Origin of the sequence: Anaerococcus sp. (assembly GCF_022770135.1) — a bacterium.
Classification (GTDB): domain Bacteria; phylum Bacillota; class Clostridia; order Tissierellales; family Peptoniphilaceae; genus Anaerococcus.
This window is the reverse complement of the sequence record NZ_JALEIL010000043.1, coordinates 1-22628: the sequence shown is the minus strand read 5'-3', so window position 1 is coordinate 22628 and position 22628 is coordinate 1. Positions and strand designations below refer to the sequence as shown.

Here is a 22628-nt window from a genome sequence, read left to right as displayed (position 1 = left end):
CTCTATTTCTCTGTACTTGGCTCTTCGCTCCTCTGGGCTCGCAGATGGATTGGCGTAGACATATTCTTGAAATTCATCTATGCTTGCCCCATAAGGGATGAACTTAATGGATGAAGCTATATGGTCGTAATAGTATTTTTCCCTATCTTCTCCGAAGAACTCCTCCATCCAAGGATGGGTGAAAAACTCCATGCTCATAGAATGAGTCTCTGCAATTTCCATTGTTAGGTCGTTGTTCTCACTTGGATACATATCTCTTGTAAGATAGCCCTGGAAGGCGTGGCCTGCCTCGTGGGTTAGGACGTCCACATCTCCACTTGTGCCGTTAAAGTTTGAGAAGATAAAAGGCATTTGTGTTAGTGGAAGGCTTGTCATATAGCCGCCTGGAGCCTTGCCGTCCTTGGTAGTTAGATCCATCATGCCCTTATCAACCATGGCTTCGAAAAACTCGCCTGTCTCCTCTGACAACTCCTTATACATCTCAAGTGCCTTAGCTACTAAGAGATCTTCATCACCAATAGGCTTCGGATTTCCTGAAAGAAAGCTTAGGGGAAGGTCGTAATATTTCATATTTTCTATCCCGATTCTTTGGGCCTGGTCGGCGTAGATTTTTTGACTTAAAGGAACGATATGCTCTAGGATTTGCTCTCTATATTTTCTAGCGTCCCTACTATCCCAATCAAGCCTTCCCATAAGCTTATAGGCTACTGGGGTGTAGGTCTCAAAGCCTAATTTGTTTGCGATCTTGGTCCTAAGCTTAACCAAATCATCATAGATCCTATCAAGACTTGCCATATTAGCGACAAACCAGCTATTAAGAGCCTCGAAGGCTTCCTTTCTAGTGTCCCTATCCCTATCCTGGGTTATGGCAAGAAGGCCGGATATGTTTTTTATCTCTCCCCTAAATTCAATCTCTGCCCCACCAGTTAGTTTGTAATATTCATTTACAAGCTTGGACTCGGCGATTCTATCTTCCATTATAGAAGGGTCGAATGTGTCTTCTTGGAGCTTATCTCTCATGGTTATAGTCTTGCCATATTTTTCTTCGAAGTCAGATCTAAACTTACTTTCTAGCCTAATGGTAGAAAGTTTATGCTTAAGCTCATCGAATCGTGGCATGTTATCGTAGAATATCTTAAGCTCCTTATCATAGAACTCGTCTTTGGTATTGATAGAATTTCTAATACTTACGATATTATAGAGTTCATATATATTAAGAAAATAATCTTCAATCTCCTTGTGTAAGTCGAAAAACTTCTCCCTATCCTTTGATCTACTAAGCTTATCAAGCAAGGAAGAAATCTCTCCCACAAGCCCATCGAAATCAGGTCTCTCATATACTAAATCCTCAAATCTCATACAGCCTCCTTAGCCTTTTTAATCACTGTTATACCCCCTAAAATATTATTAAATTCAGTAAAGTCTCTAAAAAATAATTTCTTCTTCAATAAATAAAAATAATTTCAATAAAAAAGAGCCCCAGATTTAATTATCTGAAAGGCTCTCAAATTTTTATACATCCATAAAACCCTTTTTATATCTCCTAAGGGCTAGAGAATAAAATATTCCTGTTAGTATTATCACTATTAAAACAGGGACACCTATTCCTATTAGGACTTTACCATTAGTTACACTCATCAAGGCTATGGTAAGGATCACTAGGGCAATTATTACTACAAAGCTTATTATATAGTAAATGAAAAACTTCATTCCGCCCTGCATAAGCTCCTTAGGGTTTTGCCAAGTGGTATTTATTCCTATTGTTGAAAGTAGTAAGCCCACTATATTTGCTGATAGTGCTGATAGGCTTAGACCTAGGAAAATCATTAGGGAATTCACAAAGCCTAATTTTAGGACGATTCCTATTATTAGTGTCATGATTAGATTAACTGGACAGGCTATGGCCATGGCTGACACAAGCCTTGCCTTCATGTGGCTTTTTGGATCGACCGGTAGGGTTTGGATCAGGTAGAAGCCCTTTCCTTCTCTTGATAGAGAGTTGGACGTTGGCGCCCCATTTATCCAAATCATAAGGCCAGCTCCAAAGGCTACTGCGAAGATATAAAACTTCGCCACAGAACTATAGATATTCTCATAGCCAATATCTGCTGCTATATCTTTTCCTTGGGTAAGAGGAAGGATTGTAAAAATCATAGCCATTAGAATTGGTGTGTAGAGAAACATTAGATTGCTTGTCATAATGCTAAAATCTCTCTTGGCTATGGCCCTAACCTGGCTTTTTTGATTTAGGCCAACAGGCTTTTTCTTCTTATCTTTCTTAATCTTCTCGCTTGCTTTTTCTGTTACAGTGTTTTCGAAAACTGCCTTGTAGTAGAATTTGCTCGCTAGCTTATAGGCAATAAGGGTGATTAGAACAGAAAGTGCTATAAGAACTATTGTCGCAAGTATTCTTTGACCGATTCCTCCTGTTAAAGATAGGCCAAATAGCTTGGCTTGGAAGAAGATATTGGATATGCCCTGGTTTTTGCTTGCGGCATTTACCATTCCATTTGCAAACTTATCGAAACTATCTCCAGATTGTCCTGACTTAAAGGAGAAGTAGTAGATTACTCCTATTAAGGCAAACATCAACACATAGCCAAGGTTTTTGAAAAGCTTCTTGTGTCTGTTGACATTAGTAAACTTCTTTATGATTAATAGTATTATGGCAAGGATACTATAAGGGACTAGAATCATCGGAAAGAAGTTGATTATTCCAAGAAGAAGAGCTCCTAAGTCAAATTCAACAGCAGAAAAGTATAGGATAAGACCCAAGAGGAAGAAGAGGAAGTAGTCGAAAAATGACAAGACTCCTCCAAAAATCTTTCCTAGGAAAAGCTCGCCTTCTGTTATGGGCATGGTTTGGTAGTTTGAAATAGACTTTTCTGTAAAAAAGTCAGAGTAAATCTTCGCTCCGTGTAGGAGTAGGACTATTACGGTCATCATCATGGCAAATACTGTAAAGTACATGGCTTCCTCCCCACTTTCTACAAAGACCTTGACAGATAAACCCATCACTAGGTAGAAGATGAAGCCAAAGAAGAGGTAGGACCAAATAAGGCTAAGAAGCCTTCCCAAATAGTTTTTGGGCATACCCGCTATTTTCTTTGAGGGAAAATATGGGAAAAATTGCTCCTTGAAGGCGTATTTTGTGATAGTCTTTATATTATTCATCAGTAAGCTCCAAGAATATTTCTTCTAGAGATCCTTCTCTGTTGGCGGCGTGTTTTATCTCATCAAATGTACCAACTGTGATGATCTTGCCCTTGTTGATAATGGCAATCCTATCACAAAGCTCCTGGGCAATTTCCATAACGTGGGTTGAGAAGAAGACAATTTTTCCAGCCGCTACTCTTTCTCTTAAAATCTGTTTGAGATTGTAGGCGGACTTGGCATCAAGACCTACCATTGGTTCATCTAAGAAAATTACCGGAGGATCGTTGATCAAAGCTCCGATTAGGGCAAGCCTTTGGGCCATTCCGTGAGAATAGCTTGAAATCTGATTGTCCATTGCATCTTTTAGGTCAAAAAACTCTAGATAATAGTCGAGCCTTTCTTTTCTGGTCTCACTATCTATGCCGTAGATATCTGAGACGAAATTTATAAATTCATTGCCTGAATAGTTCTCGAAAAGATCCGGGTTATCTGGCACATAGGAAAACTCACTCTTGTAGGCCTTGGCATCTTCTTCGAGAGTCTTGCCATTTATGCTAATCTCTCCACCAGTCTTTGAATTGATTCCTACCATGCTTTTTATAGTAGTAGACTTACCTGCTCCATTTGGACCCAAAAATCCAAATATCTCTCCATCATTGACAGTAAAAGAAATATCGTCAACAGCCTTTTTGCCATTGGAATAAATCTTTGAAAAATTCGAAACTTTGATCATTATTACTCCTTTCTAATTTCCAATTTCTAACTTATTCTATAGTAACATATATATCGCAAGTTTGTAAAACATTGCTTGTTTATATGAAATTCTAGAATGTAGCTAAACTTGTACTTAGTCAAATATCTCTTTTAAATACAAAAGGGCGGCAAGGATATAGACAAATTCCAATCCCACCACCCTTATTCCTATATAAATTTTAAAATTCCTAACTTCTATAAATCCTTATATTCCTTAATCTTTCTTATATCATAGGCGATCTTTCTCTTCTCAGATAAAAGTTTCATTAGGACCTTTTGGACTGACCTAGCAGACTTACTGATATCGACTTCCTTCATCCTAAGCTTGGATCTAAAGGCTATATCTGCGATTTTCCCATTGATATTAGAATATTCGCTAACCTTTGATGGAAGATAGAGCTTATTTGCAAGTTTTTCATCAAAGAGAAGAAGATTTGAGTGAAAGTCAAGTAGTTCTTCTTGAATTCTTCCAATGGACTTGTTGGCATTGTGGTTCTTGTTTGCCCTAAGGAAGTCTCCCACGATATTTCCCCTAAGGAACTTCTTTCCTGTAAAGTCAGAGCTTTTGCCCACCCTTCTAGAAGATATTAAAATATCATTATAAATTTTTCTCGCATCTTTTATATATTTATCGACTTCGACCTGTCTTTTGTAAAGTTCATTCAATTTTTCTTCAATCATAATTTCCTCCGTATAGATTCTTAGTTTATTTATACCCAAGTGGAGGGAAATATAATTTGCCTCTGACTCTATGTAACGTAATAATTTCCTTATTTCGACCGAACGAAGTGAGTGGAGAAATCTAATCAGATCTCTCCATGCGTTCGTTTTACTCACTTAGTCGAGATAAGGGTATTTTTTTATTTAAAATTTTTTAAATTATAATCTATCAGCAATTTAGTACCAACATATAATTTGTCTTATTCCGCCCATATTAGTATACTTATAATATATAGTAAAAAGAGAGGTAAATATGGCAGAAATTTTATTTTACAATCCTATAGATATGGATAAATACGATAGATTTAAGAAAATCGCTAAGGAAAATGACATAGATATAATCGAAGTAGGAAAGGATCATCTAGACTTTACAATAGGTCACCTTCTAGGAATCGAGGGCTTTAGTGATGAGAGAAAGGAAGTTAATGATGACGATTACGACCTAGACTTTGACTTCACCTTATTTAATGGCTTCGAAAACGAAGAGCTCTTCGACCTTCTGGATACCCTAAGAGAAAATGAAGCAAGCGTCCAACACAAGGCAGGTATTACAGAAAACAACGTAAAATGGACCCTAAGAGAACTTCTCAAAGAAAACGACAGAGAAGCAAAGACTATGGGCCTAATCTACAAAATCAACCAACTTATAGAAAAATCAGAAAATCTTGCTGACAAATACGGAGAAGATGAAAAAATCGCAAAACTTATAACTGAAATTGGCGACTACTTCAACGACTCTTCAATTTTTGAAATAGAAACAGCCAAAAAATACTACCTAACCCTCCTAGATGAAACTCTAAGAGTGGAAAAAGAAAATGAATAGAAAATAAACAAAAAGGTAATCTCAGGAAAAAATTCTGGATTACCTTTTTTTGTGAATAATTTTATTTATAATTTCTTTCCAGCCTTTTGAAGAAGCTTGTCGAATTCTTCCTTGCTTAGGCCAAATTTTCCTAGTTTGTGTTTAGCTGGGTCGTGGAAGTCTGATCCTCCTGATCCTATAAGCTCGTATTTTTCTGCTAAGTCTTTTGTTAGTTTAAAGTCCTCTTCTTTCATTAGTCTGTGGGATATTTCTATTCCCCTTAGGCCGAAGGATACGTATTTTCCAACTTCTGGGTAGTTTTCGTACTGGCATGGATGGGCAAGGATTGGGATAGCTCCATCGGCAAGGGCTGCCTTTATTCCATCTTCTACGTCAATATAGCCCATTTCTAGGTTTTTCTTTTTATCTTTCATAGAGCCGAAAACTTCCTTGAAGGTGAAGTTTTCTTCTGGATATCTTTCATTAAGAGCGTCAAGGATATTTGACTTAAATACTATGGAGTATGGGGAAAATTTCTTGCAAGCCGCATAGTCTATATCGTAACCTTTGTCCTTAAGGTCCTTTATTAGTTTTCTATGGTTGGCATCTCTCTTTTCTAGGAAGGCCCCACAAAGTTTATCTATATGAGGAGTCTTGACAGGTAGAAAGAGGGCTACTATGTGGACTTTTTTGTCTACTTGGTAATCATAGCAGCTTATCTCAACTCCCTTGACAGTCTTTATGCCGATTTCTTTCGCCTTTTCTCTTATTTCTTCGTAGTGGTCTGGCGTATCGTGATCTGTTATGGCAAGGACTTCGATTTTAGCTTCTTGTGCAAGCTTTAAAAGCTCATCTATTTCCAAGAGTCCATCAGAGTGGTTAGTATGAGAGTGTAGGTCTGCATATATTTCTTTCATTTTATCTCCTTATTTTTTCTTGTTAATTATAATCATAAAAATAAGACCCTGTGCAATCTTGCAACAAGGTCTAATCTTTAATTAGCTACAAGTTTAACAGTTGATGTCAATATATCTGAATAAGTGTAAGACACTGTTCTTTCTACATCGAAATCATTGTTAACCTTAACTGTAAATACGCTTGGGAAGGCATTAACTATGACACCAGTCTTAGTTTTGATTCTTTTTCTTCCCATATCTGCTTTGAGAATAACTTCCTTACCCACATTACTTCTTACTTCATCTCTAATATCTTGAACTGATTTATGTGCCATTTAATCATCCTCTCATTCGTTATGGTTACTATTATACTATGAATCATAAGTAATGTCAAATTTATAATTATACGCTCTTTAATGACCTTGTCAAATATTTTCGTAGAAAGATTTGTAGGCCCTGTAAGTCTCGTAAACATCGGCTTTGCTTACAAGCTCTAGGGGAGCGTGCATGGAGATTACTGGTGTTCCGCAGTCAACTACCTGCATACCGTATTCTGCAAGGATATAGGCTATGGTTCCGCCGCCACCTTGGTCGATTTTTCCTAGCTCGCCTGTTTGCCAGATTGCCTCTCCCTTATCGAAGGCAAGTCTTACTTCTTGGAGGAACTCTGCATCGGCATCGTTTGAGCCACCCTTTCCTCTTGCTCCAGTATACTTGGTTAGGCAAACTCCATGGCCGAGCTTCGCGGTGTTATTTTCTTCTGTAGCTTCTAGGAAGTTTGGATCTTCAGCGAGAGTTACGTCTGCTGATAGGACTTTGGAGTTTTTCATTGCTCGTTTAAAGCTTACTAGGTCTACTCCTCCAGCTAGGTTCATAAGTTCTACTACAGTGTTTTCGAAAAATTGTGAGCTCATTCCTGTAGCTCCTACTGAGCCAATTTCTTCCTTGTCGACAAATAGTCCTACTAGGGTCTTTCTAGGATTTTCACTTTCCAAAATGGCACGAAGGGAAGTGTAGGCACATACCTTATCGTCGTGACCGTAGGCCATAATCATTGATGAATCAAGGCCGACTAGTCTCGCCTTATCTGCAGGAACTACTTCAAATTCCGCTGTGAGGAAGTCCTCTTCTTCTATATTATATTTTTCCTTTAGGATTTGTAGGATATTTTTCTTTACTGGATTGTCTTTTTCATCTTCTAGTGGGATTGAGCCAACCATGATATTTAACTGTTCGCCTTCTATAACCTCAGCTGCCTTCTTTTGGTTTAGGTCTTTGGATAAGTGAACTAAAAGTTCCGAGATGAAAAATACTGGTTCATCTTCGTATTCTCCTATAGATACTTCGATTTTCTCACCATCCTTATTATAAACGACTCCATGAAGGGCTAGAGGGATATTAATCCAGTGGTATTTTTTGATTCCGCCATAATAGTGGGTCTTGAGGTAGGCTATGTCTTTTGATTCGTAAAGAGGTACAGGCTTTAGGTCAAGTCTTGGGCTATCTAGGTGGCTTCCTACTATGCTCATTCCAGCTTCGAAGTCCTCGCTTCCGATTACGAAAAGAGCTACGGCCTTTTGTCTGTTTATAGCATAGACCTTATCCCCTGCTTCAAGCTTTCCTTCTTCTATGACTTCATCTATATTTCTAAAGCCAGCCTCTTCTGCCCTTTTTACGATTTCTTTTACTGCGAGCCTTTCTGTCTTTGATTTATTCATAAAGTCCATGTAGTCGGTAGATAGGCTTTCTAGCTCGTCTCTTTTTCCTTGGTCAATGTTTAGCCAAACATTTTTTCTCTTGTATTCCATTTTTTCTCCTAAATTAATTTCCATATATTTTTGGTATAGGCTACTGGATCGTCTATTTCCAGTCCTTCCATTAGTCTTGCTTGATCTAGTAAGAGATTTACAATCATCTTTGCCTTATCCTCATCCTTGTCCATATTTTCCTTTAGGATGTCGAAGGCTTTGGTCTCTTTGTTTATCTCAAGGACCTTATCTGCCTTGATGTCCATAGCCTGTGGTTGGTCCTTCAAGGTCTTTTCCATTTCGATTGAGACTTCTCCCCTTTGCTTGATCATTGATGGTAGGTCAGCAAGTTTGTCAGTAAATCTTACGTCTACTACATCCTCTGGGGTGTTTTCTTTGACAAAGTCGATTAATTTTGTAAGGGTTTCGTCCTTTTCTTCGCTTTCTTTTTCTTCTTCTTGGTTAATTGATTTGAAAGGAAGGTCCTTGTAGTCTTTTAGCATCTTGATTAGGAATTCATCTAGCTTTTCGTCTAGGAGAAGGACATCTTTATCTTCATCTACTAGGGCAAGGGCAGGAGAATTCTTAATTTTCTCTAGGCTATCTCCAACTGCGTATAGGATTTCCTCATCGGTAGACTTCATGTTTTCCTTGTATTCGGCAAGACTTATTAGCTTATCTTCTTTTCTTGAATTAAAGAGTAAGAGGTCTTCTAGGTCAGCCTTGTTTGCTCCAAATGATTCGTAGATTGAAACCTTTAGGCTATTGCCAAATTCTTTAAAGAAGGTCTCGTATTTTTCCCTATCGTTTTTCATCAAGTCGGCTAGAGCTTGTTTAATCTTTTTGTTGATTTGCTTAGCAATAAGCCTAACTTGTCTATCTTGTTGAAGGGTCTCTCTTGAGATATTTAGGCTAATATCGTCACTGTCTACCACACCCTTTACAAAAGAGAAGCTATCATCTAGGAGGTCTTCTGACCTATCCATGATTTTAACCCCGTGGGAGTATAGCTCAAGTCCCTTCTTGTAATCTTTGGAGTAGAAGTCAAATGGAGCCTTCTTTGGTATATATAAAAGTGCCTTAAAGCTAACTAAGCCTTCAACTTTGAAGTGAATCCAGGAAAGTGGCTCATCAAAACCGTAGTGGCTTTCCCTGTAGAAGTTAATATAATCCTCATCCTTGAGGTCCTTCTTGTTCTTTTTCCAGATAGGCTCGTTGGAATTTAGGATGTCATAGTCCTTGTAATCTTCATATTTTGGATCATCTTCTGTAGAATCCACGCTTTGTCTTGTCTTTGTTACAAACATCTTGATTGGGTATCTGATGTAGTTAGAATATTTCTCCACAAGGCTCTTGATCCTGTATTGGTCGAGATAGTCATCGTAGTTATCATATTCTGTATTTTCCTTAAAGAAAAGCTTGATATCAGTTCCGTGACCTTCCTTAGTCGCTTCCTTGATCTCGTAAGATTCTGCGTTGACAGACTCCCACAAGTAAGCCTTATCTTCGCCGTACTTTTTAGTGAGAACTTCAATCTTATCTGCTACCATAAAGGCAGAATAAAATCCTACACCGAATTGGCCTATGAGGTCTTTGATATCAGAATCTTCGACTGATTTTCTGAAGGCTTCTGTTCCAGATTTGGCAATTGTTCCGAGATTTTCTGTAAGGTCTTCCTCATTCATTCCAATCCCCGTATCCCTGATGATTAGGCTTCTTTCGTCCTTGTTTGGAATTAGTTCTATATAATAATCTGCCTTGTCGGTAGAATTCTCGCTTTTTAAGTCCTCGTAATATAATTTATCTAGTGCGTCTGAAGCATTGGATATCAACTCTCTTAGGAAGATTTCCTTGTTTGTGTAGATGGAGTTGATCATAAGATCCATTACTTTTTTGGCTTCAGCTTTAAATTCTTTCTTCATTTCTCCTCCTTAGCACTCTTTGTATCTGACTGCTAATACTATACTAAGCTATCTTGTTTTTTTCAATCCAAAAGTCTAGGGGACTTAGCTAATATAAGAAAATAAACCTCGTGAAATCTACATGCTTAAGTCCTAGTCTTCTTCTTTTAGTAGCTTAGTCTTTTCAAAAATCTCATGTTGAATATTTTTTCTTTTTTCAATTAAGATTTCCTTCTCTTGGCTTATTATTTTCCTAGATCTTCTAGTAAGAAGGATCAAGGCTAGGGCAAAAGTTATGATGAAAATTCCAATCTTTTGTCCATCACTTAAGCCCATTTGTCCTACTAATAGAAGGATAATAAAAGAAATCGCCAAAGGAAAAAGAAAAATCTTCCAAAAGGAAACCTTCTTATCGAGTCCTTCTATCTCTTCATTTATCCTAAAAAGCTTCTTTCTATCTTCGCTTATATCTTTTAAAATTTTCTCTTTATCGTCCATATTCCCTCCTATATGTATTATATAATAAATTAATCCCTAGTAAAACACTTTGAATCGTTTTGTTTTTGTAGTAAAATAATACTAGCAAGAAGGAGGTCTATATGGCTTTAGAAGAAAATAAAACAACTGATAAAACTAGCGAAAAGAAAATCACTCGTGATATGATTATAGGCGAGATAATTCAAATAAAACCTGAAGCTATCAACACACTTTTGATGGCAGGAATGGGTTGTATCGCATGTCCATCTTCCCTCTATGAAAGCCTCGAAGAAGCTTGCATGGTACACGGAATGGATTGCGACTACCTACTTGAAGAATTGAATAAATAAAAGTAAATCCACCCCGAAAGGTGGATTTATTTGTTAATTAGGGCGGATTTTCTTATCCGCTCCTTTTTATTGAATTTTCCCTTTTCTTCTTAGTCTTTCTGTATTGATTATAGCTGCAGTTGCATCTCCTGTGATATTTAGGGTAGTTCTTCCCATGTCGAATATCCTATCGATTCCTGCTACTAGGGCGATTCCTTCTACTGGTAGCCCTACTGATTGAAGGACCATGGCAAGCATTATCATTCCGCTTCCTGGAACTCCTGCTGTTCCTATTGATGCGAGCGTTGCAGTAAGAACAATATTTACCATTTGGCCAAGGGTAAGGTCTATTCCGTAACAAGAGGCGATAAATACTGCACATACCCCTTGATAGATTGCTGTTCCGTCCATATTTATGGTAGCTCCTAAGGGTAGGACGAAGCTTGTTACGTCATGGTCTGCTCCAAGTTCTTCGCAGCATTTGATATTGATTGGAATAGTTCCTACTGAAGATGCTGATGAGAAGGCAAACATTATAGCTGGTGCCATGCCCTTGAAAAATTCTATAGGGCTCATCTTGGCTAAGGTCTTTACGGTAAATGAATATACCACAAGGCCGTGTAGGAGGTAGGCTAGATAGGCCACAAGTAGGACTGATGCGAGAGATCCTATAATCATTGCGCCATTTTCTGCTATTACTGGAACAAGTAAGCAAAATACTCCAATTGGAGATAGGCTTAGGATTAATTCCATTGCCTTCATAAATATTTCATTTAAGACATCAACTGCTCCAATAGCCTTGGCTTGACTTTCTTTTTTGATAAGTAGGATAGAAAATCCAACAATCATTGCTCCTACGATTATTTGGAGCATGTTGGCCTCTACCATTGGGCTTAGGAAGTTTTTAGGAAATATATTTACAAGTGTATCCATAAAGGAAACTTTCTCCCCAACCTCATATTCCAGGTTAGTCGTAGCTATTACTGGAAATATTTTCTTAAATATGTTGGCAAATCCGAGGCCTATCACTATGGCAAAGGATGTGGTTAGGAAATAATAAACTATGGTAAAAACTCCGACTTCTCCGACTTTTTTGATATCTCTCATGGAGACAATTCCACCAATAATTGAGAAAAATACAATTGGTGTTACTATAAACTTGATTAGGTTTAGAAATATATCACCAAATGGTTTGATATAGGTGTTTAATAACTCTGCCTTGCTTTGTAAAAGAAGTCCTAAGATGACCGCCGAAACTAAGGCAATCAGGATGTTTCTTGTAAGATTCGATTTCTTTTTAGCTTTCTTTTCTGACATATATTCCTCCTTTTTCTTCCTATAAATATATCACAAAGCACAATTACTTTGCAATTAATAAGCATTTTTTCTCTAAATTCTCTTAGATTTCTACTACTCTTAGATCATCATTTAGATCAAAGAGGAGCCTTATAAAGTTTTTCTTGTATCTTACAAATCTCTCCCTTTCCATAAGGTCCATCACTTCATCAAAACTTGCCCACTTACAAGCCGCTACTTCTTCTTCTTGGAGCTTTACTTCATCTAAATTTATATTTTTCCTTACTAGGTAGAAATCATCGAAGCCGTGTTTGAAATTGGCTGTAAGGATGGGTCTAATACTTGTAAAATCTATGCTAAAGCCTAGCTCTTCTTTAAGCTCTCTAGATATAGCTTCCTTGCTGGTTTCCCCGGCACTTGCTGCTCCTCCACAAGTGATGTCCCACAAGTTTGCCATAGATTTCGTCTTTTGTCTTTTTTGGATGAGGAGATTGCCCCAATCATCAAATATCAATAGATGGACGATTAGCCTATAGGTATCATCTGGCATCTTCTCTCCTCTTATGTAAGTCTTTCCTGTCTTTATCCTATTTTCATCATATAAGTCTAATATTTCCATTTTTTCCTCGCAAAAAACCTAGGCCTACTCTCTAATGAAAGTAAGCCTAGGATATCTCTATTTGTCAGCCATTACAGCTGCTGTTATTCTTGGTATTACTTGTTTTTTACGGCTTAGGACACCTGGTGCATTGATGGTACCCTTATCTGTGATTTCTCCAAATTCGTCTTTTATAGAATCGAAGTGGTCTCCCACTACTAGAAGCTCACTTCTTTCGTTGAAGATATCTGTAAGGACTAGGACGAAGGTAGATTCATTTTTGGATTTAATCTTCTTATCCATCAAGTCCTTTAGCTCATCCATAATTGGAAGGAGCTCTTCTGGGTTCATGGTCATAACTTGGCCAACCCTAAAGTCTTCTCCTCCGATATTGAAGGTCTTTACATCTCCCTCTACCAAATCGCTGGCGGACTTTCCCTTTAAGGAAGTTGCTGCCCTAAACATCTTATCAGCAAATTCTTCTGGGTTAAGGTCTGCTATCTTACTCATCCTGTCTAGGATTCTCCTGTCGATATCTGTTGTTGTTGGAGACCTAAACAAAAGAGTATCTGATATCATAGCAGCACAAAGAATCCCTGCGATTTCCTTGCTTGGTCTGATTCCACTTTCTAGATACATTTCGGAGATTATAGTTGCGGTAGAACCAACCGGTTCTGCTCTAAAGAAAACTGGCCCTGTGGTAAGAATATTGGCTACTCTATGGTGGTCGATTATCTCTTGAATTTCTGCTTCTTCTATATCGTCGATTGATTGATTTCTCTCATTGTGATCTACTAGAATCAATTTTTTCTTATCAGATGAGATCAGATGGTATCTTGATACAGATCCTACGACTCTTTTTGTCGAATCAACTACTGGATATGATCTAAATCTTGACTTGGCCATGGCATCTCTTACTGTATCTAGATTATCATCCTCAGTAAAATAAATTAGATTATCAGTAGTCATTACATGGCTAACTGGAATAGTCATTGGAAGAAGTCTTGCTGTCATGAAGGAATTGTATTCTGTAGATAGGACTGTAACATCATTTTTCCTTGCAAGCTCTACCATTTCCTCATTCATCTCTGCCCCATGGGTTAGGATTAGTAGAGCGATTTTCTTATTTAGGATATATTCATAATAGTCGTCCCTGTTACCTGAGATAATAATATCTCCTTCAAGGAAAACTTCATCCAAAGTCTCCCCGTCCTCATCATTCATGGCAAATACTGTCATCTTCCCATCATAGGCCCTTGGATTTTCTGGAAGGTTAATGATTCTTGCGGCGAGAACATCAATGATATTATCGATTGGAGTCTTGCTCCTACCCAAAATCTTGTCATCCCAAACGTCCATATAGGCACGGGTGATGTTAGAAAGAGATGCGATTCCTGCAATTTTTCCATTAGCATCGACAACAGAAAGCGAGTTGGCATCTCCCTTTTGGAAGATTTCCCAAGCAGACCTTATAGCAATAGATGGGTCTATGATATTTCCCTTGTCAATATCAAGGTCTTTGACTTGAAGCTTGATCGATTCCTTAAGCTTTGGTGGCTCTAGGCCAAAATAGTCTAGGACAAACTTGCTTTCCGGATTAAGCTTGCCGAGTCTGATTGGAATTGCCTTGACTTCGCCGAGTCTGTTTTTAAGGTCAGCATAGGCTAGGGCACTCATTATAGAATCTGTGTCTGGATTCTTATGGCCTGTGATATAAACTACATCTCTCATAATAACTCCTTTACATAAAATTTACTTTGAGCATCTCGATTTTATATCTGTTGACTTGAAGTACTGTGATAGTCATATTGTTAATTTTGACAAAATCACCCTTATTAGGAATCCTAGAAAGATTATCAATCACAAAACCTCCTATAGAATCGTTTTTGATCTCCTCTAGGTTCGTATCAAAATAGTCGTTGAAATCATTTAAGTGGATTGAAGGATTGACCAAATATTCCTTCTCATTTATCTTATAGATTGTCTCGTAGGCAGAGTCATATTCGTCATCAATCTCTCCTACAAGCTCTTCTACTATATCTTCTATAGTTACAAGTCCGCTTGTTCCACCATACTCGTCGATTACAATAGCAAGGGAGAGGTTCTCTCCCCTCATAGTAGTAAATAGGTCAAAGATGTGCATATTGTCGTAGACATAATGGGCAGGTCTTATACAATCGATTAGCTTTATGTCATTTTCCTGAACCATATGACTGACTAAATCTTTCATATGTAGGATTCCTAGGACATTGTCTATATTTCTCCCGTAAACTGGAATTCTAGAATGGTTGGAGCTTTTAAGAAAGGCCTTAAGCTCATCAATAGGAAGGTCTACTGGTATAGCTTCCATATTGGTCCTTGCCGTCATAATATCTGAAACGTCCGAGTTTCCAAATTCGAAGACGTTATTTATCATTTCGCTTTCTTCGTTATTGATCACTCCCTGCTCTTCTGATACATCGACTATGGTCTTTAAGTCTTCTTCTGTCACCCTATCATTATCCACATTCTCGCTTACAAAAAGCTTACTTATGGCACCTGTAATAAGGCCTAGGATAAAGGATAAGGGGGTTAGGATTATATTAAAAAACCTAATAGGCTTGGCAACCTTTAGGGCAAGCTTCTCAGAGTTGGCTGTGGCTATATTTTTGGGAGTTACCTCACCAAAGATTAGAACAACAATAGTAAGGACAATTGGTGAAATTACCGCTCCCTTTGGGCCAAACACATCTGTGAAAAATATTGTTGCAATTGTAGTTGTTACGATATTTACTATATTATTTCCTATAAGAATAGTAGTAAGTACCTTGGTGATATTATCTACCAGTTTCTTTAGGATGTGGGAGTTTTTAACTCCGTTTTTTTCCATTTGTCTGATTTTAAATGTATTAATACTTGTAAGGGCTGTTTCTGATGAGGAGAAAAATGCCGAAAACATTACTCCCAAAATTATGAGAATCAGCTGAATTATATTGATAGTCGTCAAAACGTCCTCCTTCTTATATTATAAGATAGATTTTAATAAATTAAAAGGGGAAAATATGAATTTATCAGATTTAAGTATATAATAAATGTGTATCATAAATAAGGGAGGAAAAAATGGCAGAAAATTCATTTTTCGAAAAAGCTTTTAAACTAAAAAAGCATGGTACAGACACTAGAACAGAAATAATGGCAGGCATCACTACATTTATGACCATGTCATATATTCTAGCAGTAAATCCTCAGATTCTATCAGAATCCGGTATGGATTACGGGGCAGTTTTCACAGGCACTATCATCGCAAGCGTGATAGCAATGCTATTTATGGCTTTTTATGCAAATCTTCCATTTGGTCTATCAGCTGGTATGGGGCTTAATGCATTCTTTACCTACACAGTTGTTATGCAAATGGGAAAAACTTGGCAATTCGCACTCACAGCAGTATTTTTAGAAGGTATTATATTCTTACTTTTATCTTTCGTAGGCGTCAGAGAAGCTATCTTTAACTCAATTCCTATAAATCTCAAAAAGGCAGTTTCAGTAGGTATCGGTTTATTTATCGCAGAAATCGGTCTACTAAATGCAGGAATCCTAAAGGTTGGCGACATATCTTTAAGTCTTGGTGAGCTAACAAACGCAAACGGATTTATATTTTTCTTTGCACTTATTATAATGGTAGTTCTTACAGCAAGAAAGGTTAAGGGAGCCTTGTTATGGGGTATTCTAGTATCTACAGTTCTTTCACTAATTCTTGGCGTAACCCACTTTCCTGACTCTCATATAGTAAGTCTACCTCCGTCAATCGCACCAGTATTTTTCAAACTAGACTTTTCAAATGTATTCTCACTTGAAATGTTCTCAGTACTCTTCTCCTTCCTCTTTGTCGATATTTTTGACACTCTAGGAACACTTACAGGAGTTGCTACTAAGGCAGATATGTTGGATGAAGATGGAAACTTACCAGAGATTAAAAAGGCACTTTTATCAGATGCTATAGGAACTACTATAGGCTCTATGGTTGGAACAAGTACAGTAACAACTTTCGTTGAATCATCATCAGGAGTTGCAGAAGGTGGAAGAACAGGTCTTACAGCCCTTGCTACTGCAGTATGCTTTGTAATAGCAGCCTTCTTCTTTCCAGTATTTTCAATAATACCAGCGGCAGCTACTGCAGCAGCCTTAGTTACAGTGGGACTATTCATGATTACTACAGTTGTGGACATTGACTTTTCTGATATATCAGAAGCCTTCCCAGCCTTCATGACAATTTTAATGATGCCACTAACTTATTCTATCGCAGAAGGTATCTCATTTGGAATGATTTCTTATGCTGTAATTAAGCTCTTAACAGGAAAGGGCAAGGAAGTTTCACCTCTAGTTTATGTGCTTTCAGTAGTATTTATCCTTAGATATCTATTACCACTTTTCTAGAATACTTGACAAAAGATTAAAAAAGATTTATAATTATAACAATAATAATCGTAGATAGAAGTAGTAAGAAGATTAAAACTCCTACAGAAAGGAAATGGTTGATGAGAATTTCTGGATTTTAACTTGTGAATGGATCTATCAGATCAATGGTGAATCTAGTAGCCGGCGGGTCTTCCCACCTTACAGGGATAGGATATGTATGTATCTAAAGCGCCTTAGTAAGGCAAGAAGGATGGCACCGTGGGCCTATGCTCGCTCCTATATGGAGCGGGCTTTTTTTATTATATTTATTAGGAGGAAATTATGAAAACTAGAAACTTAACCTTATCGGCAATCTTTATGGCACTTGGACTTGTGATGCACTTTTTGGTCCCACCAATCTTTGGCGGAGTAAAACCTGACTTTCTCTTGTCCATGATGTTTATATCCCTTATCATAGCAGGTGATATCAAAGAAGCTATCCTTATTGGAGTATGTGGCGGGATAATGAGTGCCCTTACAACAAGCTTTCCAGGAGGACAAATCCCAAATTTTATAGAAAAAATCATAGTAGCTATAGTAGTTTTTCTTCTAATTCAAAAATTTGGCAAAGACTTAAATAAGTTTCAAACAGTATTTATCTACGCCTTTGGAACCCTAGTAAGCGGAGTTTTATTTTTACTTTTAGCCTTAGGCATAACTAAGCAAATGAATCTATTTCTCCCATCCCTTCCAGTGGTTTTGGTTGCAATGGTAGTTAATTCGATTTTTGGTTTGATACTGATGAATGCTTACAATAAAATAGAAAAAATGATTTGAAGAGAATAACGAGGTCCTAAGAAACAAATCCTGTGACCTCGTTTTACTTTGCTTATTTTCCTTAAAAAGCTAGAATATTTAATTGTCTTCATTGAACAAGCTAATTTTTCTAAATAATAATAGACTTAAAAAGCTCCTTAGTATAGTCTGCTCTTTCATCTTTTCCTATATCTTCTGTCTTGAAGAGATCTACCAATTTTCCATTGTAGAGGACCCCGATCCTATCTGATAAATAGGCTATTACATTAAGGTCGTGGGAGATGAAAAATGTAGTAAACTGGTGGATTTCCTGAAGTTCTTTGATAAGATTAAGGATTTGGGCCTGGATACTTACATCAAGGGCGCTTACTCCCTCATCTATTATAAGAAATTCAGGATCTATAAGAAGAGCTGCAGCTATGGCAATCCTCTGTTTTTGTCCTCCCGAAAGCCTACTTGGAAGATAGTCTAGGACGTCTACTTCCATCTCGATTTCTTCAAGTATTTCCCTGATTTTTTCCTCTCCTCCATCATCATAGAGATCGTGGATTTTAAGGATTTCTCTTAGGGAAAAGCCTATGGTCTTTTTGGGATTGAGGGCTTGGTAGGGATTTTGGAAGACTACTTGGACATTTCTCCTGTAGGCTTTAAGCTCTGTTTTAGTGAATTTACTAATATCCTTATCCTTAAAATAAATCGACCCACTAGTTTCCTTGACAAGCCTTAGGATAATATTTGAAAGAGTCGTCTTACCAGATCCACTTTCTCCTACAAGACCAAAGATCTCGCCCTTTTTTACATCAAAAGTAACATCATCAAGGGCGATTTTATCTTTTTTCCTAAAAAGCAAGGAGGAATCCTTGAAGATTTTTGTAATATGATCAATTCTTAAAATCTCATCCATTATTTCCTCCATAAAGATGGCAATTTACCTCGTGGTCTTCCTCTCTAGTTGTTTCTGGGAAAGCTTTTCTACAAATATCCATAACATGGTCACACCTATCGGCGAAAGGACAGCCTGTATTGGGCCTGTTCTTAAGGTCTGGGACATGGCCTTTGATATTGTAAAGCTTCTCTCCTCTTTTCCTAAAGTTTGGCACAGCCTTTAGGAGGGCCTTGGTATAAGGATGGAGGGGATTTGCTATTACATCGCGAGTCTTTCCTCTTTCGACAATCCTTCCTGCATACATTATCATTACAGTCTTTGAGATTCGCTCAATTAAATTAAGGTCATGACTGATAAAGACTATTGCTCCCTTATAGATCCTAGAAATATCTTTGAAGAGATCTATAATCTGAGCTTGGACCTTGGCATCAAGGGCTGTAGTTGGCTCATCTGCTATAAGGACGTTGGGATTTGCTATAAGGCTCATAGCTATGATTATCCTTTGCTGCATTCCTCCAGAAAGCTCGTGAGGATACTTATCATAGAGACTTTCTACATCTCTTAGGCCACATTTTTCCATAGTTTCTAAGACAAGTTTTTTTCTTTTTTCCTTATCAAAGTCATAGTGGATTTTTAGGACTTCTTCGATTTGCTTTCCTACCTTCATCAAGGGATTTAGGGCAGAGCCTGGTTCTTGAAAGACTGTGGCAATGTTTCGTGACCTGTATTTCTTCCACTCCTTATCACTTAGGCCCAAAACCTCTATGTCTCTAAGCTTAACTGAACCTGACTTAACAATGGCAGCTTGGGCCTGGATTCCTAGGATAGTTTGGGTAGCGACGGTCTTTCCGCAACCACTTTCTCCTACAAGGCCCACGAAGTCATTTTCATAAAGATCAAAGGATAGGTGATTTACTGCATTCTTGTCCCCATTTTCTGTGGGAAAGGCCACTGTAAGGTCTTTTACTTCTAATAATTTCATCTTTCTGCCTTCTCCTTTAATCTTTCATTTCTAAACTTCTCTCCATAGAGGGTAAAGCCTAAGACTAAGAGGCTTAGACAAACTCCTGTCGCTATAAAATAATATGGAGCCTGGTTAAAATAAATTTGGCTCTCCTTTAGCATCCTTCCCCAAGAAGGATCTGGTGGCCTAACTCCAAGACCTAAGTAGGATAAGCCACTTTCTGCAAGAATGGCTTGGGAAATAGAAAGGACTATGGCAACCATGACTTGGTTTTTGATATTAGGCATGATGTGATTTATCGCTATATAGACAGGTCCTCCTCCCTTGACCACTGCGGATTTAACAAACTGGGCGTTTTTAACTTGGAGAAAGCCACTTCTTACAACTCTTGCAAAATATGGAATAGACATGATTCCTATGGCAAAAATTGTATTGATTAAGCCTGATCCAAAAACAGATACCAGCATCATGGCAAAAAGGATTCCAGGAAAGGCCATTAGGGAATCTATAAAACGCATGAGGATCTCGTCAACTCTTCCACCAAAATAACCTGCACAAGCTCCTATAATAGAACCTAGGATTAGGGCAAGGCCTACCGTCCCAAAGGAAAGAACTATGGCGTACTTACTTCCTTCCATAAGCCTTGATAGGATGTCTCTTCCCATATTATCTGTCCCAAAGGGATGGATGAGGCTTGGAGATAAAAGTTTCTGACTAGTCTCAATGGCATTGGGATCATAAGGAGTCCAAAATATGGATACGACAAAGACTAAAAAGTAGAAGCCTATGATAAATTTTCCTATATTTATTGCTATTTTGTTATTCTTTATCATTTTCCACCTCTTATTCTTGGGTCAATTAGGCCGTAGGCTATGTCTATGATGAAGTTAATGAAAATTACCAAAAAGGCCACAGCTATTACAACCGATTGGATCAAAGGAAAGTCTCTCGATGAGATAGATGCAACTATCAAAGATCCAATCCCTGGTAGGGCGAAAACATTTTCTATAATCAAAGACCCACCCACACTTGATGTAAGGCTCATTCCTATTACTGTAATTACAGGAATTAGGGCGTTTTTAAGGACGTGTTTGTATAAGATTTCCTTAAGGGTCATCCCCTTCATCCTCGCTGTCCTTACATAGTCCTTGTTGATTTCATCTAAGATTGCCACCTGCATATATCTAATAATGGTTGCTATATTAGGTATGGCTATAGCAAGGGATGGGAGAAAGAAGCTCTTAAGTCTCTCGAGAAATCCTCCCGCCATGGCATTGTAGGATAGGGTGTTAAATATATTAAGCTTTACTGCAAATAAATAAATTAGCAAAAAGGCCAACCAAAATGAAGGTATGGAAATACCAAGCTGGGTTATAGCCGTAATGATTGATGAATACCACTTATCAGACTTCAAGGTGATTTGAATTGAAAGTGGGATTGCTATTATTATCGATAGGATTAGGGAGTAAAGGGTCAGTGTCAGGGTTACTGGAAGCTTTCTTAGGAAAAGTGTGCTTACAGGCATCCTGTACTTAAGACTTTCTCCCATATCTAATCTCAAAAGCCCTCCTATCCAGGATATATATCTTTGAAACATTGACTTATCAAGCCCGAGCTCTCTTTCGAGAGCCTTTATCTGGGCTGGATCTGCCTCTGTCCCTAGTATTATTTCGGCAGGATTACCTGGAATTATTTGAAATACTAGAAATATTAGGACAGATACAAAAAACAAAGTCAATATTATAGACAAGAGCTTTTTAACAATTGCTTTAGTCATTTTTCTTTTCTATATCCTCTAGATTAATCTTTTGTACTGGGTAGGATTTAAGTCCTGTAAGGTCCTTGTTTAGGGCTTGGTTGTTGTCAGGGTCTGTTAGGTAAACTGATCCTGCATCTTCTGCCATAAATTCTTGGGCAGCCTTTACATTTTGGATTATCTCTTCCTTAGTATCTGCACTTTGAGCAGCATTTATAGCCTCGTCATAGGCTTCTGACTTGTAGTTGATGAAGTTTTTGTCGTTAGTTGATACATATCTATCGATTACTCTGATTGGATCTACGTAGCCTACAAAGCCTGAAACTGTAGCCTCATAGTCCTTGTCCTTGTATACCTTGCTGAGCCAGGTAGAAAACTCGATTGGGTCAAGAGTTACTTCAATTCCTACCTTGCCTAGTTGGGCTTGGATCAATTCTGCTGTGTCCATATGGTATTTGTAATCACTTGGCACAGTTAGTTTTACAGAAAAACCGTCCTCAAGACCTGCTTCTTTTAAGAGTTCCTTGGCCTTTTCTGGATTGTATGGATATTTTTCTTCCATATCGTTGTAGTATTCCTTAAGGGCTGGGGAGAAGTTTGATACGAGCTTACTTGCCCTGCCACCTGCTGCTGTATTTATAATTTCGTCCTTATCGATGGCATAGGCTACAGCTTGTCTTACCCTCATATCATCAAAAGGCTTGACATCGTTGTTAAGACCTAGGACTTGAACTAAGTTTTGTGGGAAGGAATGGATATCGCAAGTTTCTTCTATTTGGCTTAGCTCATCATTAGTAAGTCCTGTGGCAAGGTCCACGTCCTTGTTATTTAGGGCCATGATTAGGGTTTGTCTGTCAGCAATTCTTAGAATCTCTACGTCAGCAAATTTTGCAAGGTGGTCTTTTCTGTGATAGTCGTCAAATCTTCTTAGCTTCATTCCCTCACCTGGAGTGTAGGAAACAAACTCGAAAGGACCAGTTCCTATTGGTTTTGTTTGATTGTCTTCATAGTCTTTTTGGACAATTGGTTGAGTATTTAAGAAAATGAAGGAATTGGATTTTTCCTTTAGTTTGATTTTAATTTCTGTAGGTGATACAACTTCCATTGATTCTATTTGGGCAAACTTAGAAGACTTTGGCTCTCCACTTGTTAGTCC

The 22628-nt window shown here is 37.9% G+C and carries 22 protein-coding genes; 4 read left to right on the top strand and 18 right to left on the bottom strand.

Going from position 1 to position 22628, the window contains the following annotated elements; translation table 11 throughout:
- The 4 genes from MRZ08_RS01685 to MRZ08_RS01670 all read right to left on the bottom strand — a co-directional run.
- On the bottom strand, positions 1-1359 hold a 1359-nt coding region (locus MRZ08_RS01685; protein ID WP_297378603.1), incomplete at its 3' end, for a M3 family oligoendopeptidase.
- A 153-nt stretch (positions 1360-1512) separates the two neighbouring features.
- Positions 1513-3174: a hypothetical protein gene (locus MRZ08_RS01680; RefSeq protein WP_297378601.1), complete on the bottom strand. Its 1662-nt coding sequence runs from the start codon at positions 3172-3174 to the stop codon at positions 1513-1515.
- Positions 3167-3889, bottom strand: coding sequence for an ABC transporter ATP-binding protein (locus tag MRZ08_RS01675; protein WP_297378598.1), 723 nt, complete (start codon positions 3887-3889; stop codon positions 3167-3169). The genes MRZ08_RS01680 and MRZ08_RS01675 overlap by 8 nt, the downstream gene beginning before the upstream one ends.
- A 215-nt stretch (positions 3890-4104) precedes the next feature.
- A complete protein-coding gene (locus MRZ08_RS01670; protein WP_297378595.1) occupies positions 4105-4590 on the bottom strand; it encodes a hypothetical protein in 486 nt (161 codons plus the stop codon).
- A 292-nt stretch (positions 4591-4882) separates the two neighbouring features.
- On the opposite strand from MRZ08_RS01670, the gene MRZ08_RS01665 reads away from it, so the two are divergent.
- Positions 4883-5452, top strand: a complete 570-nt coding sequence (locus MRZ08_RS01665) for a DUF3783 domain-containing protein (protein WP_297378592.1) — start codon at positions 4883-4885, stop codon at positions 5450-5452.
- Positions 5453-5517: 65 nt separating this feature from the next.
- Here MRZ08_RS01665 and MRZ08_RS01660 read toward each other — a convergent pair whose 3' ends face one another.
- The 5 genes from MRZ08_RS01660 to MRZ08_RS01640 all read right to left on the bottom strand — a co-directional run bounded on the left by MRZ08_RS01660 (position 5518) and on the right by MRZ08_RS01640 (position 10474).
- Positions 5518-6348 (bottom strand): PHP domain-containing protein, encoded by an 831-nt coding sequence (locus MRZ08_RS01660; RefSeq protein ID WP_297378589.1) that lies wholly within the window; start codon positions 6346-6348, stop codon positions 5518-5520.
- Between the two features lie 77 nt (positions 6349-6425).
- Entirely contained in the window at positions 6426-6662 is a 237-nt protein-coding gene (locus MRZ08_RS01655) for a Veg family protein (RefSeq protein WP_004833901.1), read from the bottom strand.
- A 90-nt stretch (positions 6663-6752) separates the two neighbouring features.
- Positions 6753-8135, bottom strand: a complete 1383-nt coding sequence (locus MRZ08_RS01650; RefSeq protein WP_297378584.1) for an aminopeptidase — start codon at positions 8133-8135, stop codon at positions 6753-6755.
- A gap of 8 nt (positions 8136-8143) precedes the next feature.
- Entirely contained in the window at positions 8144-9997 is a 1854-nt protein-coding gene (htpG, locus tag MRZ08_RS01645) for a molecular chaperone HtpG (protein WP_297378580.1), read from the bottom strand.
- Positions 9998-10129: 132 nt separating this feature from the next.
- A complete protein-coding gene (locus MRZ08_RS01640; protein WP_297378577.1) occupies positions 10130-10474 on the bottom strand; it encodes a hypothetical protein in 345 nt (114 codons plus the stop codon).
- Between the two features lie 101 nt (positions 10475-10575).
- On the opposite strand from MRZ08_RS01640, the gene MRZ08_RS01635 reads away from it, so the two are divergent.
- On the top strand, positions 10576-10803 hold the full coding sequence (locus MRZ08_RS01635) for a DUF1858 domain-containing protein (protein WP_105301785.1): 228 nt from the start codon (positions 10576-10578) through the stop codon (positions 10801-10803).
- A gap of 66 nt (positions 10804-10869) precedes the next feature.
- Here MRZ08_RS01635 and MRZ08_RS01630 read toward each other — a convergent pair whose 3' ends face one another.
- The 4 genes from MRZ08_RS01630 to MRZ08_RS01615 all read right to left on the bottom strand — a co-directional run bounded on the left by MRZ08_RS01630 (position 10870) and on the right by MRZ08_RS01615 (position 15662).
- Positions 10870-12099 (bottom strand): dicarboxylate/amino acid:cation symporter, encoded by a 1230-nt coding sequence (locus MRZ08_RS01630; protein ID WP_297378570.1) that lies wholly within the window; start codon positions 12097-12099, stop codon positions 10870-10872.
- Positions 12100-12181: 82 nt separating this feature from the next.
- A complete protein-coding gene (locus MRZ08_RS01625; RefSeq protein ID WP_297378567.1) occupies positions 12182-12697 on the bottom strand; it encodes an NUDIX domain-containing protein in 516 nt (171 codons plus the stop codon).
- 57 nt (positions 12698-12754) lie between these two features.
- Entirely contained in the window at positions 12755-14407 is a 1653-nt protein-coding gene (locus MRZ08_RS01620; protein ID WP_297378565.1) for a putative manganese-dependent inorganic diphosphatase, read from the bottom strand.
- A gap of 10 nt (positions 14408-14417) precedes the next feature.
- Positions 14418-15662, bottom strand: a complete 1245-nt coding sequence (locus tag MRZ08_RS01615) for a hemolysin family protein (protein WP_297378562.1) — start codon at positions 15660-15662, stop codon at positions 14418-14420.
- 113 nt (positions 15663-15775) lie between these two features.
- Here MRZ08_RS01615 and MRZ08_RS01610 point away from each other — a divergent pair, with 113 nt between their 5' ends.
- Together MRZ08_RS01610 and MRZ08_RS01605 are read left to right on the top strand one after the other, a co-directional pair.
- The gene (locus tag MRZ08_RS01610) at positions 15776-17089 is read left to right on the top strand and encodes an NCS2 family permease (protein ID WP_297378559.1); all 1314 of its coding nucleotides are present in this window, start codon (positions 15776-15778) and stop codon (positions 17087-17089) included.
- Positions 17090-17392: 303 nt separating this feature from the next.
- Positions 17393-17887: a tryptophan transporter gene (locus MRZ08_RS01605; protein ID WP_297378556.1), complete on the top strand. Its 495-nt coding sequence runs from the start codon at positions 17393-17395 to the stop codon at positions 17885-17887.
- A 109-nt stretch (positions 17888-17996) separates the two neighbouring features.
- Here MRZ08_RS01605 and MRZ08_RS01600 read toward each other — a convergent pair whose 3' ends face one another.
- From MRZ08_RS01600 to MRZ08_RS01580, 5 genes are all read right to left on the bottom strand, one after another.
- Complete coding sequence (locus MRZ08_RS01600; protein ID WP_297378552.1) at positions 17997-18770, bottom strand: dipeptide/oligopeptide/nickel ABC transporter ATP-binding protein; 774 nt, start codon at positions 18768-18770, stop codon at positions 17997-17999.
- Complete coding sequence (locus MRZ08_RS01595) at positions 18763-19734, bottom strand: ABC transporter ATP-binding protein (RefSeq protein ID WP_297378549.1); 972 nt, start codon at positions 19732-19734, stop codon at positions 18763-18765. The genes MRZ08_RS01600 and MRZ08_RS01595 overlap by 8 nt, the downstream gene beginning before the upstream one ends.
- A complete protein-coding gene (locus tag MRZ08_RS01590) occupies positions 19731-20549 on the bottom strand; it encodes an ABC transporter permease (RefSeq protein ID WP_297378546.1) in 819 nt (272 codons plus the stop codon). Before MRZ08_RS01590 ends, MRZ08_RS01595 begins: the two co-directional genes overlap by 4 nt.
- Complete coding sequence (locus MRZ08_RS01585; RefSeq protein ID WP_297378543.1) at positions 20546-21493, bottom strand: ABC transporter permease; 948 nt, start codon at positions 21491-21493, stop codon at positions 20546-20548. Before MRZ08_RS01585 ends, MRZ08_RS01590 begins: the two co-directional genes overlap by 4 nt.
- On the bottom strand, positions 21486-22628 hold a 1143-nt coding region (locus tag MRZ08_RS01580; RefSeq protein ID WP_297378541.1), incomplete at its 5' end, for an ABC transporter substrate-binding protein. The genes MRZ08_RS01585 and MRZ08_RS01580, both read right to left, overlap by 8 nt.

Excerpts from the sequence above, each read along its gene's own strand:
- MRZ08_RS01680 (WP_297378601.1), bottom strand. The coding sequence starts at position 3,174 with ATGAATAATATAAAGACTATCACAAAATACGCCTTCAAGGAGCAATTT.
- MRZ08_RS01675 (WP_297378598.1), bottom strand. The coding sequence starts at position 3,889 with ATGATCAAAGTTTCGAATTTTTCAAAGATTTATTCCAATGGCAAAAAG.
- MRZ08_RS01670 (WP_297378595.1), bottom strand. The coding sequence starts at position 4,590 with ATGATTGAAGAAAAATTGAATGAACTTTACAAAAGACAGGTCGAAGTC.
- MRZ08_RS01665 (WP_297378592.1), top strand. The coding sequence starts at position 4,883 with ATGGCAGAAATTTTATTTTACAATCCTATAGATATGGATAAATACGAT.
- MRZ08_RS01660 (WP_297378589.1), bottom strand. The coding sequence starts at position 6,348 with ATGAAAGAAATATATGCAGACCTACACTCTCATACTAACCACTCTGAT.
- MRZ08_RS01655 (WP_004833901.1), bottom strand. The coding sequence starts at position 6,662 with ATGGCACATAAATCAGTTCAAGATATTAGAGATGAAGTAAGAAGTAAT.
- MRZ08_RS01650 (WP_297378584.1), bottom strand. The coding sequence starts at position 8,135 with ATGGAATACAAGAGAAAAAATGTTTGGCTAAACATTGACCAAGGAAAA.
- htpG (WP_297378580.1), bottom strand. The coding sequence starts at position 9,997 with ATGAAGAAAGAATTTAAAGCTGAAGCCAAAAAAGTAATGGATCTTATG.
- MRZ08_RS01640 (WP_297378577.1), bottom strand. The coding sequence starts at position 10,474 with ATGGACGATAAAGAGAAAATTTTAAAAGATATAAGCGAAGATAGAAAG.
- MRZ08_RS01635 (WP_105301785.1), top strand. The coding sequence starts at position 10,576 with ATGGCTTTAGAAGAAAATAAAACAACTGATAAAACTAGCGAAAAGAAA.
- MRZ08_RS01630 (WP_297378570.1), bottom strand. The coding sequence starts at position 12,099 with ATGTCAGAAAAGAAAGCTAAAAAGAAATCGAATCTTACAAGAAACATC.
- MRZ08_RS01625 (WP_297378567.1), bottom strand. The coding sequence starts at position 12,697 with ATGGAAATATTAGACTTATATGATGAAAATAGGATAAAGACAGGAAAG.
- MRZ08_RS01620 (WP_297378565.1), bottom strand. The coding sequence starts at position 14,407 with ATGAGAGATGTAGTTTATATCACAGGCCATAAGAATCCAGACACAGAT.
- MRZ08_RS01610 (WP_297378559.1), top strand. The coding sequence starts at position 15,776 with ATGGCAGAAAATTCATTTTTCGAAAAAGCTTTTAAACTAAAAAAGCAT.
- MRZ08_RS01605 (WP_297378556.1), top strand. The coding sequence starts at position 17,393 with ATGAAAACTAGAAACTTAACCTTATCGGCAATCTTTATGGCACTTGGA.
- MRZ08_RS01600 (WP_297378552.1), bottom strand. The coding sequence starts at position 18,770 with ATGGATGAGATTTTAAGAATTGATCATATTACAAAAATCTTCAAGGAT.
- MRZ08_RS01595 (WP_297378549.1), bottom strand. The coding sequence starts at position 19,734 with ATGAAATTATTAGAAGTAAAAGACCTTACAGTGGCCTTTCCCACAGAA.
- MRZ08_RS01590 (WP_297378546.1), bottom strand. The coding sequence starts at position 20,549 with ATGATAAAGAATAACAAAATAGCAATAAATATAGGAAAATTTATCATA.
- MRZ08_RS01585 (WP_297378543.1), bottom strand. The coding sequence starts at position 21,493 with ATGACTAAAGCAATTGTTAAAAAGCTCTTGTCTATAATATTGACTTTG.